Consider the following 13137-nt stretch of genomic DNA (forward strand, 5'->3'; position numbering starts at 1 on the left):
GACATCCACTGTCCAGGGGCAGTCGCCGTTTCCATGGCAGGAACGTGCAACCGGCCGTGCGACGGCGGGACGCGCCGACACGATGAGGGTCGGTTTGTCCCCGGTGGAGGAGTGGAAATGAAGAGACCCGGTATCACGGTCGCAACGGCCGGCCTGGTCGCGGTGGCGCTGGTAGGCGGCGCGGTCTGGGCCGGCGTCTTGCCGAGCACCTCGGCAGCGACCGGAGAAGTCACCCCGGCGGCCGGTGCGGTGCGGGCGAGTACGAGTGACGACAACCTGCCCGGCAATGTCGTGGACGACGACCTGGGCACGCGATGGTCCGGGAAGGGCGATGGGGCCTGGCTGGAACTGGATCTCGGCGCGGCCACGACCGTTTCGGCGATCAAGCTCGCCGTCTACAAGGGCGACGAGCGCCGCAACGACTTCGAGCTGCAGGTGGCGAGTGGTAGCACCTGGAAGACCGTGTACGACGGCCAGAGCAGCGGCACCACGACCGGGCTGCAGACCTTCGACATCGCCGACGTGACGGCCTCCAAGGTGCGGTACGTCGGCCACGGGCACACCCTGGTCGACGACGGGGAGCACGGGGCCTGGAACAGCCTGTCCGAGGTCCAGGTGTGGGGCGTGGGTGGCGGTCCCACCGATCCGCCGCCTGGTGGTGACGTCCCGGCGAAGGTGCTGGACCTGAGGAACTGGAAGGTCACTCTGCCGATCGGCTCGGACGAGAAGCCGACCGAGGTCAAGCAACCGGCGTTGGCGACGTACAGCAATGACCCGTACTTCAAGGTCGCCGGCAACGGGGTGCAGTTCCGGGCGCCCGTGAACGGCGTGACCACGAGTGGTTCGAGCTACCCTCGGGCGGAGTTGCGGGAGATGACCGACAACGGCACCAAGAACGCGGCCTGGTCGTCGACCTCGGGGACGCACACGCTGACCGTGAAGGAAGCATTCGTCAAACTGCCGGCCGTGAAGCCGCAGGTGGTCGGTGCGCAGATTCACGGCGGCGACGATGACGTGACGGTGTTCCGGCTGGAGGGCAAGAATCTCTGGATCACCGACGGGGACAACCCGAACTACAAGCTGGTGACCAGCGATTACGTCCTCGGCACGCCGTTCGAGGCGAAGTTCGTGGTGTCCGGCGGCCAGATCAAGGCGTACTACAACGGCGTACTCCAGACGACGCTGAAGAAGTCCCTGTCCGGGGCCTACTTCAAGGCCGGCGCCTACACCCAGGCGAACTGCGAGAAGTCGTCGCCGTGCAGCGCGTCCAACTACGGCGAGGTGCACATCTTCGATCTGAAGGTGCAGCACAGCTGACACAGCGGGGGTGCCGCCGGGGTTTTCCCGGATCCCCCGGCGGCGGCCGCGGACGTATCGTCCTGATATGGCGACGGACGACTTGCGCAAGGACCTGCGGGCGGCGGCAGCCGCGCGGCAGGAGCTGGGGCCGGAGTACGAGGACGCGATCATCGACAGCTTCCTGGAGAAGCTCGACGCCCGCGAGGCCCAGCGTCATGGGCGGGAGGCCGAGCTGCGCCGGGAGGACCAGGTTCTCGAGGCGATGGGCCTCAAGCGCCGTGAAGGCTCCGACCCCGGCGGCCTGGCGCTGGCGATCATCTCCGTCGTCGCCGCCATCCCGATCACCGCCATCGCGGCCGACATGGTCGGTCTCGTCGGCATGGTCGTCAGCTGGGCGGGCCTGGTCGGCATCAACTACGCCCGCGCCCTCGGCAACCGCCCGAACAGCCGCTGAGCGGCCCTCAGAGCCGCTTCAGCACCCCGGTGAGACCACTCTGGACGAACTCCGGCTGCTCGGTCTCGATCCCGTAGCCGACCTCGTACCACGGCCCGAGGCGATGCCAGTCGTACGCCCGCTCCCGCAGCTCCGCGGTCACGCCGTACGCCTCTGCGACCCCTTCGGCGATGGCCGGGTCGATCAGGCACCACGCGAGGTCCAGCCCGGGGTCGCCGATATGCGCGTCGGTCCAGTCGATCACGCCAGTGATGCGACCCTCGTGCACGCGCACGTGCTCCGGCCCGAGATCACCATGCACCAACGTCGTGTGTACGCCGGCGATCCGGTCGATCAGCTCCTCGCCGTCAGCCTGGGCCGATGCCGGCAGCAGCGGGATCACTTGGGCTCGCATCTTGTCGAGGATCTCCACGCGCTCCGCAGCGGCCGACTCGGCGTCCTGCGCACCACGTGCGACCGCCTCGACCGGGTCGACGTCGTGCAGTGCGCGCAGAAACGACCCGAGTGCATGGCCCAGCTCGATGGTGGCCTCTTCCAGCGGCTCACCCACGAGCAGTCGGTGGCGTACGCCGTACTCAGTCGGCTCGGGGAGAGGGACGGGGAGGGGGAGTTGTGGAGCGAGCCAGGGGAGTAGGCGGGTTTCGGCCAGGAGCTTCGGGCGGACCTCGTCGCGGCGTGGTTCCCGGTGCAGCCAGTCGCCCTCGAGCCACGCGCGGCTGTCCCAACCGTTGTCCGTGATCGTCAAACGAGGCTCCTGACGTACGGTCCGAGCAGAGCGGTGGTGTCGGGGACGAAGGGCCACTCGTCGAGGCGTCGTACGAGCTCCTCAGGCGACATCCAGGCGCCCCAGGAGACCTCCTCCGGCTGGTGGGTCACCGGGCCGTCCCAGACGCACGTGTAGAGGTAGGCGTGGTAGTTCGTGGACTCGTCCGCGTAGTCGCCTTCCGGCAGCTTCACCAGGTCCACTCCGGTGATGCCCAGCTCCTCGGCCAGCTCGCGTACGACGGCGTCGTACGGGTCCTCACCGGCGGCTATGACACCACCTGCGGAGAAGTCGTAACACGCCGGGAAGACGTCCTTGGTCGGCGTCCGCCGGTGCACGTAGATGTCACCGGCCGGATTCCGGACGAGTACTCCGGTGGCCGCGTGCCGCAGGTTGTCGCGGCGCATGACGGACCGCGGCGCCGACCCGGTGACATGGTTGTCTTCGTCCAGGATCGCCACGATTTCGTCCACCCGGGCAGTTTCACACGTAACCCTGTGGACACAGCAACGGCTTTACGGGCCTCCACCGCGTAGGCTCGTTCGCATGAGTGTTCGGCGGATCATGGGAACCGAGACCGAGTTCGGCATCTCGGTTCCAGGACAGCCCGGGGCCAACCCGATGCTGACCTCGAGCCAGGTGGTGAACGGCTACGCGCAGACGCAGCCGCTCGCGCGCAAGACCCGATGGGACTTCGACGAGGAGCACCCGCTGCGGGACGCGCGCGGCTTCGACCTGAGCCGGGAGGTGGCCGACTCCAGTCAACTGACCGACGAGGAGACCGGCCTGGCCAACGTGATCCTCACCAACGGCGCCCGGCTGTACGTCGACCACGCCCACCCGGAGTACTCCGCGCCCGAGACGACGAACCCGCGGGACGTGGTGGTCTGGGACAAGGCCGGCGAGCTGGTGATCATGGAGGGCGCCCGGCAGGCCCGCCAGATCCCCGGCGCACCCCCGCTGAACCTGTACAAGAACAACACCGACAACAAGGGCGCGTCGTACGGCTCGCACGAGAACTACCTGATGCGCCGCTCGACCCCGTTCGCGTCGATCGTGCGGCATCTCACCCCGTTCTTCGTGAGCCGTCAGGTGGTGACCGGCGCCGGCCGGGTCGGAATCGGCCAGGACGGCACCCAGCACGGCTTCCAGATCAGCCAGCGGGCCGACTACTTCGAGGTCGAGGTCGGCCTGGAGACGACGCTGAAGCGGCCGATCATCAACACCCGCGACGAGCCGCACGCGAACCCGGACCGCTACCGCCGCCTGCACGTCATCATCGGTGACGCGAACCTGTCCGAGATCTCGATCTACCTCAAGGTCGGGACGACGGCTCTGGTGCTGTCGATGATCGAGGACGGCTGGCTGACCGACGACCTGAGTGTGGACCGCCCGGTCACCGCGCTGCACGAGATCAGCCACGACCCGACCTGTACGCACCTGATGACGCTCAAGGACGGTCGCAAGCTGACCGCCGTACAGCTGCAGACGGAGTACCTGGAGCAGGCCCGCAAGTACGTCGAGGACAAGTACGGCGACGACGCGGACCGGCAGACCAAGGACGTGCTGCACCGCTGGGAGCAGGTGCTCGACCAGCTCGCCACCGACCCGATGAAACTGGCCGACCAGCTCGACTGGGTGGCGAAGTACAAACTGCTCCAGTCGTACCGCGACCGCGACGGCCTGGACTGGGACGACTCGAAGCTGCACCTGGTCGATCTGCAGTACGCCGACCTGCGCCCTGACAAGGGTCTTTACTACAAATTGGTCAAGGCCGGCCGGATGCAGCGGCTGGTGTCCGACGAGGAGATCCGGATGGCGGTGTCGCACCCGCCGACGGACACCCGGGCGTACTTCCGCGGCCGCTGTATGCAGCAGTACGCGCCGCAGGTCGCGGCCGCCTCCTGGGACTCGGTGATCTTCGATCTGCCGGGTAAGGAGTCACTGCAGCGGATCCCCACTTTGGACCCGTTGCGGGGCACGAAAGCGCATGTTGGGGCACTTCTTGACCAATGCGACACCGCGAGTGACCTGGTTCGCACCATCACTGGGGGCGCCGCCGGGTAGGGTCGCTATAGGAGGCCGGTTGGGCGGCCTTCCCTGCGGTTCTAGGAGGTGTGTGCCATGGCGAAGGACGGCGGACAGCAGCACAAGCAGCCGAAGCGTTCGACGACCGAGGAAGAGGTCGAGCAGGTCGAGGCGTCCGAGGACGTCCAGGAGCGCAAGGAGCGGCTCGACGAGGACGTCGACTCGATCCTTGACGAGATCGACGAAGTGCTCGAGGAGAACGCCGAGGAGTTCGTTCGCGGATTCGTGCAAAAGGGTGGGGAGTGAACCGCTCGATGACTTTCGATGCCTCCGGCCGGTTGCCGGAAGCCTTCCTGACCCCAGGTGGCTCGTCGTTCATGGACTTCCTGGCCGGGCACGCGCCCGACCTGTTGCCGGGACGGCGCAGCCTGGGGTCGGCCGACTTCTCCGCCGACGTCCCGCACGGGACCACGATCGTCGCGGCCACCTTCCCCGGTGGCGTCGTGATGGCCGGCGACCGGCGCGCCACGATGGGCAACATCATCGCCCAGCGTGACATCGAGAAGGTGTTCCCGGCCGACGAGTACTCCGCGGTCGCGTTCGCCGGCTCGGCCGGTTTCGGGATCGAGATGGTCCGGCTGTTCCAGGTGGAACTGGAGCACTACGAGAAACTCGAGGGCACCACGCTCAGCCTGGACGGCAAGGCCAACCGGCTGAGCGCGCTGATCCGGGGCAACCTCGCGATGGCGATGCAGGGCCTGGCCGTGGTGCCGCTGTTCGCGGGCTACGACGAGGAGATCCAGGGTGGCCGGATCTTCTCCTACGACCCGACCGGCGGGCGGTACGAGGAGACCCACTTCCACAGTGTCGGCTCGGGTTCGCTGTTCGCCCGCGGCGCGCTGAAGAAGCTCTACCGCGAGGACCTGTCCGCGACCGAGTGCGTCACGGTCCTGATCCAGTCGCTGGTCGATGCCGCCGACGACGACTCGGCGACCGGTGGGCCGGACATGCTGCGGCGGATCTTCCCGGTGGTCGGCGTCGTCACCTCCGACGGGTACCAGCGGTTGCCCGAGGACGAGGTGGCCGCGATCGTCGACGCGGTGTGGGCCGAGCGGCACAACCGGCCCGACGGCCCGGCCTCGTCCCTCACCTGACCCCCTCCCCATCGACTGATTAGAGGACGACACCTTCGATGAGCGTTCCGTTCTACGTCTCGCCCGAACAGCTGATGCGGGACCGGGCCGACTTCGCCCGGAAGGGCATCGCCAAGGGCCGCAGCGCGATCGCCCTGCAGTACGCCGACGGCATCCTGTTCGTCGCGGAGAACCGGTCGCCGGCGTTGCACAAGGTGGCCGAGATCTACGACCGGATGGCGTTCGCCGCGGTCGGCCGGTACAACGAGTTCGAGAACCTGCGGATCGCCGGCGTCCGGCTGGCCGACATGCGCGGGTACTCCTACGACCGGCGCGACGTGACCGGCCGGGCGCTCGCCAACGCCTACGCGCAGACGCTCGGCGCGATCTTCTCCTCCGGCGGTGAGAAGCCGCTCGAGGTGGAGATCCTGGTCGCGGAGATCGGCGCCAGCGCCGCCGACGACCAGATCTACCGGCTCACGTACGACGGCTCGATCGCGGACGTCCGCGGGTACGCCGTGATGGGCGGGCCGGCCGAGCAGGTCGCGGACTACGTCGGCGAGCACTACCAGGAGGGCATCTCGCTGGCCGGGGCGCTCCGGCTGGCGGTGGACGCGCTCGGGCACGACAGCAACGAGGTCCGCGAGCTGACCCCGGATCAGATCGAGGTCGCGGTCCTGGACCGGACCCGGACCCAGGTCCGCAAGTTCAAGCGGATCTCGGAGGAGACGCTGGCGCGGATCCTGTCGGAGTCCAGCCCGGACACGACCCCGACGGAGCCGGCCGCCGACAAGGCGGACACGAGCCCGGACGCGACCGACGACACCCCGGTCGCCCCGGCGGAGGACGACGTACCGGTGGCTCCCCCGGAGGAGCCGGACGACAACCGACCGCTGTGACAGATCGCGAGCCGGCCGCCGTGGACACCACGTCCACGGCGGCCGGTGCCGTCCCGCCTGGCGACCGCGCGGTGGTAGATGACGTGCGGGCTGGGGATCCGGTGTCTTGGGAGTTGCTGGGGGAGCGGCCGGGGTTCAACGGGTTTTTGACGGTGAACCAGCGGCGGTATCGGCTGCCGGACGGGCGGGAGGTCGACTGGGATGTGTTCGGCCCGAAGACGGCCTCCGGGATCACGTCCGGGATCACCGTGCTGCCGCTGACGCCGGAGGGCCGGATCGTCACCATCCGGATCTTCCGCCCGGGGCCTGACCGGGTCGTGACGAACCTCCCGGGTGGCCTGGTCGAGGTCGGCGAGGATCCGGCCGTGGCCGGCGTCCGCGAACTCGAGGAGGAGACCGGCTACACGTGCGAGTCGTTCGAGCTCGTCGCCTGGAACTGGTCGGCGGCCTCCTCGGTCTATCGCAAGTACGTCGGGATCGCCCGCGGCTGCCGTCCGGACGGTCGCCAGGCCCTGGACGAGTTCGAGGACTGCATCCCGGTCGAGCTCACCGTGGCGCAACTCCGCGCCGAGCTCCGCACCCCCGGCGCCATGACCGGCATCGACGCGGCCTACATCGCCCTCGACCACGCCGGCCTGCTCTAACTGCCCGTTACGTCCGAAGAACTGTGGCCTATAGCCCTCACTTCTTCGGACGTTACGGAGGGGAGGGGAGGGAAGTGACTGGAAGTGGTCAGGGTTAGGGGTTGACGCGCAGGTCTGCGCACTGAGTGGATGGGTGGTGCAAACGCCTTCCGCCCGAGGAGTTGCTCATGCGCCGTCTCGCCCTGCCCTTGCTGCTCGCACTCGTCGTCCAGACCATGACCGTTCAGACTGCCGCGGCCGACACCACGGAAGCGCCCGTGACACCTGAGCCTCAACAGACCATCGGCCGCGGGGATGGGTTCGCCCTCGGCCGGACAGTCGGCCTGGTCCATGGCCCGACCACGGACCCCGACGCCGAGCGCCTCGTCCGCGAGACGCTCGAGCAGGCCGGCGTACGAACTGTTCGTGATCAGCCGGCCGCCGTGACGATCTGGCTGGGTGGGAGCGAGCAGACGCTGCGGAAGCTGAACGTCGAGCCCGCCAAGGGATTGCCGGCTGAGGGTTATGTGCTCGCCATCGGTCAAAAGCACGTCGTACTCGACGGCGTCGACACCGATGGGACGTACTACGCCGCGCGCACCTTCGCACAACTTGTCCAAGGCAACCAGGTGGACGGCGTCGAGATCCGGGACTGGCCGACGATGCGGTACCGCGGCTCGATCGAAGGGTTCTACGGTACGCCGTGGTCGCACGCCGACCGGCTCGATCACCTGGACTACCTCGGCGCGCACCGGATGAACACCTACGAGTACGCGCCCAAGGACGACCCGTACCACCGTGAGCAGTGGCGCGACCCGTACCCGGCCGACAAGCTGGCCGAGCTCGGCGAACTGATCGAGCGGGCCCGGAGCAACAAAGTCGACTTCACCTTCGCGCTCTCGCCCGGCCTCTCGATCTGCTACACCTCGGACAGCGACTACCAGGCGCTGATCGCGAAGTTCGAGGCGCTCTACGCGCTGGGTGCGCGGGCGTTCAACGTGCCGCTCGACGACATCGACTACAACACCTGGCACTGCGCGGCCGACCGGGAGAAGTACGGCACCGGCGGCGGTGCGGCCGGCCAGGCGCAGAGCGAGCTGCTGAACCGGATCCAGCGCGAGTGGGTAGCCAGTAAGCCGGATCTCGCCCCGCTGCAGATGGTCCCGACCGAGTACTACAACGTGTCCGAGACGCCGTACAAGAAGTCATTGCGGGAGCAGCTCGACCGCGCGGTGGTCGTGCACTGGACCGGTATCGGTGTCATCCCGCGCACGATCACAACCGCACAAGCGGCGCAGGCGAAGGCGGTGTTCGGGCACGACATCCTGATCTGGGACAACTATCCGGTCAACGACTACCTGGCAGGCCGGATCCCGTTGGCCGACTACAGCGGCCGAGAGCCCGGGATCGCCGAGCATGTCGCCGGCGTGATCTCGAACCCGATGAATCAGGCCGCGGTCAGCAAGCTCGCCCTGTACTCGTTCGCCGAGCTCGGCTGGAATCCGGCCCGGTACGACGAACAGGCGTCATGGCACCGGGCGATCGCCGAACGAGCCGGGGGAGACCGCAAGACGATCGCGGCCCTCGGGGTCTTCGCCGACCTGAACACCTACGACTCGACGCTGCACCCGGAGAGCGCGCCGGTGCTGGCCGCCCGGACCGCTGCATTCTGGAAGACCTGGCAGACCGGGGATCGCGACAGTGCGATCGCGGCGATCAAGCCGTACTTCACCGCGGTCGAGAAGGCGCCCGCGCAGCTACGCCTGGGTGTGAAGGATCCAGCGTTTGCTGACGAGGCGAAGGCTTGGCTCGACGCCACTGTGCTGTGGGGGCAGGCGCTGCAGCGATCGCTGCAACTCCTCGATGAAGTGGCCGAGGGCAAGGGCGCGGCAGCGTGGACGAGCCGGCAACGGATCGACCGGCTGGTCACCCAGGCCAAGGCGATCCGCGACACCCGCCTGCCGCACTCCAACACCTACCCGCGCATCGGTGAGGGTGTGGCCGACGCGTTCCTCACCGAGGCCGGCCGGGTCCACGACCAGTGGATGGGCATCGAGCCGGGGCGTACGGCGTCCAGCTCACAGGGCACGTACGCCGAGAACGTCCCCGACCGCATGATCGACGGCGACGAGTCGACCTTCTACTGGAGCAACGGCGCGCCGGTGGCCGGTGACGAGATCCGCGTCGACCTCGGCGCACCACGGGCGATCGGCGACATCGCCGTACTGATGGGGAAGTCCGGCAGCCCGCAGGACTACATCCACTCCGGCGCCCTGGAGTACTCCACCGACGGGTCCAGTTGGACCGAGCTCACGCGGGCCACCACGGCTGAGGTCCGCTTCACCGCGAACGCCACGGCTCGGTATGTCCGCTACCGAGCCCTTGCCGACAACCCGTCGTACTGGCTCGTGGTTCGTGAGTTCTCGATCCAGGTGACCGACGGCTCCGAGTCGGTGCTCACGGCAACAGGTACGCCGGCTCCCGCGGACGGCTCGGCCTTGTCCAACGCAGTCGATCGCAACGTGACCACCAGCTACACCGCCGTGACAGCACCCATCGAAGGTGATGCGCTGGTCATCACACTGTCGACGCCACGCCCGGTGGATCGGCTCACCGTCCTCCAGGCCGACGGCTCCGCTGCCCTCGGCCGACTCGAGGTGAAGACCGCGGCGGGGTGGAAACCAGCGGGTCAGATTCAGGCCGCCTACACCGCTGTCGCGATCCCGTCGGCCACTGTCGAGGCGGTTCGGATCAGTTGGGCGGCCGGCGCCGTACCGCCACGGGTCCATGAGGTGATCCTGCACCGAAACTAGGTTGCCCGGGATCTGATGTCGGCCCAGGATGGCGGCGTGCTGATCGACCACTGGCCGCTGCGCCGCCTCCGGCTGACCACCGAACGCCTTGTCCTCCGGCAGCCGGACGAGGAAGAGCTGGCCGCGCTCGCGGATGTCGCCGCAAACGGCGTCCACAAGCCAGGGGAGCGGCCGTTCTTGACCCCGTGGACAGAGGTGCCACCGGCCGAACGCGCCCGGAGCGTGATGCAGGGGTACTGGAGCACTCTGGCCGAGTGGACTCCGCAGGACTGGGCGTTGAAGCTCGGTGTGTTTCGCGACACGACGCCGATCGGCATGGTCACCCTGCGCGCCCAGGACTTCGCCGTCCTCCGCGAGGTGAAGACGACCTCTTGGCTCGGCCTGCCACACCACCGCCAGGGGTTCGGCACCGAGGCACGGCAGGCGCTGCTGCAGCTCGCCTTCGACGGGCTCGATGCGGTGGCGGCGCTGACCGAGGTGTTCCAGGACAACGCCGCCTCCCAGGGCGTCTCCCGGAAACTCGGCTACCGGCCGGACGGCATCTCCCGCGACGTCCTCGACGGTCAGCCGGTCATCTCGGACCGCCTCCGCCTGACGCGCGACGACTGGTCCGGTGCACAGGTCAGGGTTGACGGGCTGGAGGGCTGCCGGGAGTGGTTCGTCGCGTAGGCTGGTCCGCGGACCGCGACTGGCGTTGAGGTGGAGGACCACCGGGGAACGGTCTGCCGGTAGATCTGGCTGAGCCGCGCGCCTGGGCACCCTTCTCGCTGCCCGAAGGAGCGCGCCGGAATGACCAAGTTGATGATCGGGACCGACCTTGCCGCCGAGATGGTGGCGAAGGCGGCCGCCAGGGCTCGGGACCTGCAGGAGAAGACCGGCGTGCAGCCGTGTCTGGCGACCGTGCTCGTGGGGGACGACCCTGCGTCGGCGACGTACGTGCGGATGAAGCAGAACCGGAGCAAGAAGGCCGGCATCGGGTCGCGGAGCGTCGTACTGCCTGCCGAGACGACGACCGAGGAACTGGTCGCTGAGCTGCACAAGCTGTCCGCGGACCCTGAGGTGCACGGGATCCTGCTGCAGCACCCGGTGCCGGCGCAGATCGACGAGCGGGCCGCGTTCGAGGCGATCGACCCGGCCAAGGACGTTGACGGGGTGACCATGCACGCGTTCGCCGCGATGGCGTTCGGCGAGCCCGGGTTCCGGTCCTGCACGCCCGGCGGCATCCTGCGGCTGCTCGAGGCGTACGACGTACCGATCGCCGGAGCGCACGCGGTCGTGATCGGCCGCAGCCCGATCCTCGGCAAGCCGGCCGGGATGTTGCTGCTGGCATCGAACGCGACCGTCACCTACACCCACTCGCGGACCACGAACCTGCCCGACATCGTCCGGACCGCGGACATCGTGGTCGCGGCGGTCGGCAAGCCGAACTTCGTCCGCGGCGACTGGCTCAAGCCGGGCGCGGTGGTGGTCGACGCCGGGTACAACGAAGGCAACGTCGGCGACGTCCACTTCGACGAGGCCGCCGCGGTGGCGAGCCTGATCACCCCGGTCCCGGGCGGGGTCGGGCCGATGACGATCGCGCTGCTGCTGGAGCAGACGGTCGACGCCGCGGAGGCACAATCCGAGACGGCTGTCCACTCCGTGGTTACTCTGCCCTAGGGTTGGGGTAGACGACTAAGGAGGCGGAGACGTGGCGGTACGGGCGATCCGGGGTGCCACCCAGCTGGAGGTGGACGAGCGCGAGCATCTGCTCGAGCGGTCCGCCGAGCTGGTGAAGGCAGTCCTGGAAGCGAATGATCTGGACCGGGAGGACCTGATCAGCATCCTGTTCACCGTCACGCCGGACCTGCGCTCGGAGTTTCCCGCCGTGGCGGGCCGGCAGATCGGACTGACCGACGTACCGCTGATGTGCATGCAGGAGATCGACGTCCCGCACGCTCTGCCGCGGGTGGTCCGGATGATGGTGCACGCCGAGTCGGCGCGCTCCCGCGACAAGATCCAGCACGTCTACCTGCACGGCGCCGTCGCCCTGCGTCCAGATCTCACAGGCGCCCAGTGACCGAGCTTCGGGGTCCGGTTCGGATTGTCGGCGCCGGACTGATCGGTACGTCGATCGGACTCGCGCTGGGCCGGTTGGGTGTGGTGGTGGAGTTGGTCGACGCCGACCCTGACACCGCGTTGATGGCTGAGCGGATCGGGGCCGGCTCGCGGCTGGTCCAGATCGAGCCGCAGCTCGTGGTGGTCGCCGTACCGCCGGATCACGTCGGTCAGGTGGTCGCCGAGCAACTCGAGCAGACCGACGCGATCGTCACCGACGCCGCCAGCGTGAAGTCGAAGCCGCTCGCCGACGCGTCCCGGTTGACCGCTGATCTCAGCCGGTACGTCGGCAGTCACCCGATGGCAGGTTCGGAGCGGAATGGGCCACTCGCCGCGCGCGCGGACCTGTTCGACGGCGCGACCTGGGCCATCACCCCGCACGAGACCAGCGCACCCGAAGCGGTCGAGCTGGTCCGGCGGCTGGCCGAGGCGTCCGGTGCGCGGACAGTCGAGCTGTCAGTCGAGGACCACGATCTCGCCGTTGCCCGGGTATCGCACCTGCCGCATCTGATGTCGGCGCTGGCCGCGGGGACCCTGGTGGACGCGCCGAACTCACACCTGCAGCTGTCCGGGCAGGGCGTCCGGGACGTGACCCGGATCGCGGCCGGCGACCCGAAGCTGTGGACCCAGATCGTGTCCGCGAACTCGACCGCGCTGACCGGCCTGCTCGAGCAGATTCGCGGTGAGCTGGACCGCGTGCTTGTTGCGCTAGGCAAGGAAGAGGCGGCCGAGGAGCTGACCTCGATCCTCGGCCAGGGTGTCTCAGGTGCGGTCCGGGTACCGGGGAAGCACGGTGCGCCGCACATCGACCTGGTCACCGTTCTTGTCACCATTCCCGACCGGCCGGGGCAGCTGGCCCGGCTGTTCGCGGACGCCGCCGAGTCCGGTGCCAACGTCGAGGATCTGCGGATCGACCACAGCCCGGGCCGCCCGGTCGGTGAGGTCGAGTTGGCCGTCAAACCCGGTTCGGTCGACCAGTTGGTCGACGTACTCACTGAGCGTGGCTGGGTCGTTCACCGCTGACCGCC

General features: G+C 68.6%; 14 protein-coding genes and 1 riboswitch. Of the genes, 12 read left to right on the forward strand and 2 right to left on the reverse strand.

Going from position 1 to position 13137, the window contains the following annotated elements; all coding sequences use genetic code 11:
* Window positions 1–117: 117 nt before the first annotated feature.
* The gene (locus tag V9K99_RS36985; protein ID WP_337010601.1) at window positions 118–1317 is read left to right on the forward strand and encodes a polysaccharide lyase family 7 protein; all 1200 of its coding nucleotides are present in this window, start codon (window positions 118–120) and stop codon (window positions 1315–1317) included.
* A 67-nt stretch (window positions 1318–1384) separates the two neighbouring features.
* Window positions 1385–1753, forward strand: coding sequence for a hypothetical protein (locus V9K99_RS36990; RefSeq protein ID WP_337010598.1), 369 nt, complete (start codon window positions 1385–1387; stop codon window positions 1751–1753).
* A gap of 7 nt (window positions 1754–1760) precedes the next feature.
* Here V9K99_RS36990 and V9K99_RS36995 read toward each other — a convergent pair whose 3' ends face one another.
* Together V9K99_RS36995 and V9K99_RS37000 are read right to left on the reverse strand one after the other, a co-directional pair.
* Window positions 1761–2498, reverse strand: a complete 738-nt coding sequence (locus tag V9K99_RS36995; RefSeq protein ID WP_337010596.1) for a phosphotransferase — start codon at window positions 2496–2498, stop codon at window positions 1761–1763.
* Window positions 2495–2989 (reverse strand): NUDIX hydrolase, encoded by a 495-nt coding sequence (locus V9K99_RS37000; protein ID WP_337010594.1) that lies wholly within the window; start codon window positions 2987–2989, stop codon window positions 2495–2497. The genes V9K99_RS36995 and V9K99_RS37000 overlap by 4 nt, the downstream gene beginning before the upstream one ends.
* Window positions 2990–3062: 73 nt before the next feature.
* Between V9K99_RS37000 and dop the strand changes: the two genes are divergently transcribed.
* The 10 genes from dop to V9K99_RS37050 all read left to right on the forward strand — a co-directional run bounded on the left by dop (window position 3063) and on the right by V9K99_RS37050 (window position 13132).
* On the forward strand, window positions 3063–4583 hold the full coding sequence (dop, locus tag V9K99_RS37005; RefSeq protein ID WP_337010592.1) for a depupylase/deamidase Dop: 1521 nt from the start codon (window positions 3063–3065) through the stop codon (window positions 4581–4583).
* A gap of 57 nt (window positions 4584–4640) precedes the next feature.
* Window positions 4641–4850 carry a ubiquitin-like protein Pup gene (locus V9K99_RS37010; protein ID WP_337010590.1) on the forward strand — a complete coding sequence of 70 codons (210 nt, stop codon included), beginning with the start codon at window positions 4641–4643 and terminating at the stop codon, window positions 4848–4850.
* 8 nt (window positions 4851–4858) lie between these two features.
* Window positions 4859–5698, forward strand: a complete 840-nt coding sequence (gene prcB / locus V9K99_RS37015; protein WP_337010588.1) for a proteasome subunit beta — start codon at window positions 4859–4861, stop codon at window positions 5696–5698.
* 38 nt (window positions 5699–5736) lie between these two features.
* A complete protein-coding gene (gene prcA, locus V9K99_RS37020; protein WP_337010586.1) occupies window positions 5737–6576 on the forward strand; it encodes a proteasome subunit alpha in 840 nt (279 codons plus the stop codon).
* A complete protein-coding gene (locus V9K99_RS37025) occupies window positions 6573–7220 on the forward strand; it encodes an NUDIX hydrolase (protein ID WP_337010584.1) in 648 nt (215 codons plus the stop codon). Before prcA ends, V9K99_RS37025 begins: the two co-directional genes overlap by 4 nt.
* Window positions 7221–7387: 167 nt before the next feature.
* Window positions 7388–10012, forward strand: coding sequence for a beta-N-acetylglucosaminidase domain-containing protein (locus tag V9K99_RS37030; RefSeq protein ID WP_337010583.1), 2625 nt, complete (start codon window positions 7388–7390; stop codon window positions 10010–10012).
* Window positions 10013–10027: 15 nt separating this feature from the next.
* Window positions 10028–10681, forward strand: a complete 654-nt coding sequence (locus V9K99_RS37035; RefSeq protein WP_337010581.1) for a GNAT family N-acetyltransferase — start codon at window positions 10028–10030, stop codon at window positions 10679–10681.
* Window positions 10682–10686: 5 nt separating this feature from the next.
* Window positions 10687–10776, forward strand: a riboswitch (ZMP/ZTP riboswitch).
* Window positions 10777–10801: 25 nt separating this feature from the next.
* Window positions 10802–11671 carry a bifunctional 5,10-methylenetetrahydrofolate dehydrogenase/5,10-methenyltetrahydrofolate cyclohydrolase gene (locus V9K99_RS37040; RefSeq protein ID WP_337010579.1) on the forward strand — a complete coding sequence of 290 codons (870 nt, stop codon included), beginning with the start codon at window positions 10802–10804 and terminating at the stop codon, window positions 11669–11671.
* Window positions 11672–11702: 31 nt separating this feature from the next.
* The gene (gene aroH, locus V9K99_RS37045; protein WP_337010577.1) at window positions 11703–12071 is read left to right on the forward strand and encodes a chorismate mutase; all 369 of its coding nucleotides are present in this window, start codon (window positions 11703–11705) and stop codon (window positions 12069–12071) included.
* Window positions 12068–13132: a prephenate dehydrogenase gene (locus V9K99_RS37050; RefSeq protein WP_337010575.1), complete on the forward strand. Its 1065-nt coding sequence runs from the start codon at window positions 12068–12070 to the stop codon at window positions 13130–13132. Before aroH ends, V9K99_RS37050 begins: the two co-directional genes overlap by 4 nt.
* Window positions 13133–13137: the final 5 nt, after the last annotated feature.

Origin of the sequence: Kribbella sp. CCNWLW201, assembly GCF_037203805.1 — a bacterium.
Taxonomy (GTDB): Bacteria; Actinomycetota; Actinomycetes; order Propionibacteriales; family Kribbellaceae; genus Kribbella.

Excerpts from the sequence above, each read along its gene's own strand:
- V9K99_RS36985 (WP_337010601.1), top strand. The coding sequence starts at position 118 with ATGAAGAGACCCGGTATCACGGTCGCAACGGCCGGCCTGGTCGCGGTG.
- V9K99_RS36990 (WP_337010598.1), top strand. The coding sequence starts at position 1,385 with ATGGCGACGGACGACTTGCGCAAGGACCTGCGGGCGGCGGCAGCCGCG.
- dop (WP_337010592.1), top strand. The coding sequence starts at position 3,063 with ATGAGTGTTCGGCGGATCATGGGAACCGAGACCGAGTTCGGCATCTCG.
- V9K99_RS37010 (WP_337010590.1), top strand. The coding sequence starts at position 4,641 with ATGGCGAAGGACGGCGGACAGCAGCACAAGCAGCCGAAGCGTTCGACG.
- prcB (WP_337010588.1), top strand. The coding sequence starts at position 4,859 with ATGACTTTCGATGCCTCCGGCCGGTTGCCGGAAGCCTTCCTGACCCCA.
- prcA (WP_337010586.1), top strand. The coding sequence starts at position 5,737 with ATGAGCGTTCCGTTCTACGTCTCGCCCGAACAGCTGATGCGGGACCGG.
- V9K99_RS37030 (WP_337010583.1), top strand. The coding sequence starts at position 7,388 with ATGCGCCGTCTCGCCCTGCCCTTGCTGCTCGCACTCGTCGTCCAGACC.
- V9K99_RS37035 (WP_337010581.1), top strand. The coding sequence starts at position 10,028 with ATGTCGGCCCAGGATGGCGGCGTGCTGATCGACCACTGGCCGCTGCGC.
- V9K99_RS37040 (WP_337010579.1), top strand. The coding sequence starts at position 10,802 with ATGACCAAGTTGATGATCGGGACCGACCTTGCCGCCGAGATGGTGGCG.